At 74.9% G+C, this 1,071-nt stretch carries 1 pseudogene; it reads right to left on the bottom strand.

What is annotated here, in order from left to right:
• A pseudogene (locus ACZ5CR_RS47060) lies at positions 1-1,071 on the bottom strand (ATP-binding protein); the annotation flags it as partial.

Below are 1,071 nucleotides of genomic sequence, written 5' to 3'. Positions count from 1 at the left end.
CGGGTCGACGAGGTCGCCGACGAGGGCCTCGGCGAGCACGGCCGCCGCCTCGTCCGGGTCGTCCGTGCCGCCGTACAGGTCGAGGTCGTACACGGAGTCGGGATGCCCGATCCGCACCACCACGTCGTAGTCGTCGGCGGGCCCGAGCCCGGCACCCGCGGCCCCGACCACGACCACCGCGGCCCTCCCGGCGAGCGCCCCCAGGCACAACGACTCGGCGACCGGCCACACGACCCCGCTGGTCTTGCCGGACCCGGCGGGCCCCACGGCGAGCAGCGAGGTCCCCAGCAGTTCGGGGCCGAGCCCGAGACCGGTCCCCCGATAGGCATAGGGATTACGCGGATCATCGGCGGTCGTCCCGATCCGCACCTGCGCCGTGGCGAGGTCGTGGCGGGCGGCGCGGGCGGGCAGGTCCCGGTCGCCGGAGGGATGGGCGCAGGCGGCGGCCCCGTCCCGCACGACGGAGTCGGTGAACGCGGAGAGGCTGTTGCGCCCGGCCCGCACGGACCGCCAGGCCCGCGTGATCCGGGCATGGTCGACGTCCCGCATGAGCCCGGCGCGCGCATCGGCGGCCAGCCGCTCGGCAGCGGCATCCGCACCGGCTTCCCGCAGCTGGGGCCAGTGTGCGGGGTCCTCGCCGGGGGCGGGGGGCGGCTGCGGCGGGGTGGGGCGGCGGAAGCGGGGGGCGATGTAGCGGCGCCAGATCTCGTCCCAGCGGCCGATACGGCCGACGCCGATCATGATGACGAACACGATGAGGGTGTAGTAGCTGTACCAAACGACGGCGTTGCCGACCTGGTCGTCCGAGTAGATCCAGGCGTCGGGCAGGAACAGCTCAAGCGGAACGACCCACCAGCCGCCGAGATAGCCGTTCCAGAGCAGCGACCAGAGCAGCCACCCCACCAGGAACGCGATCAGCGCCCCCGTGAACAGCTGCCGCGCCGGAGTGATCTCGGGCTCCTGCTCCGGCCGAGGCCGATGCCCGAACCGCCACACCCCCGGCTGCGCGCCGGGCCGCGGCGTGCGCAGCCAGGTCAGGAAGGCGGAGCCGTCGGGCTGCGGCGGCACCCC

The sequence above is a fragment of the Streptomyces sp. NPDC031274 genome, assembly GCF_055570235.1.
The sequence above is the reverse complement of the archived record's forward strand: the minus strand, read 5'-3'. Positions and strand labels throughout refer to the sequence as shown.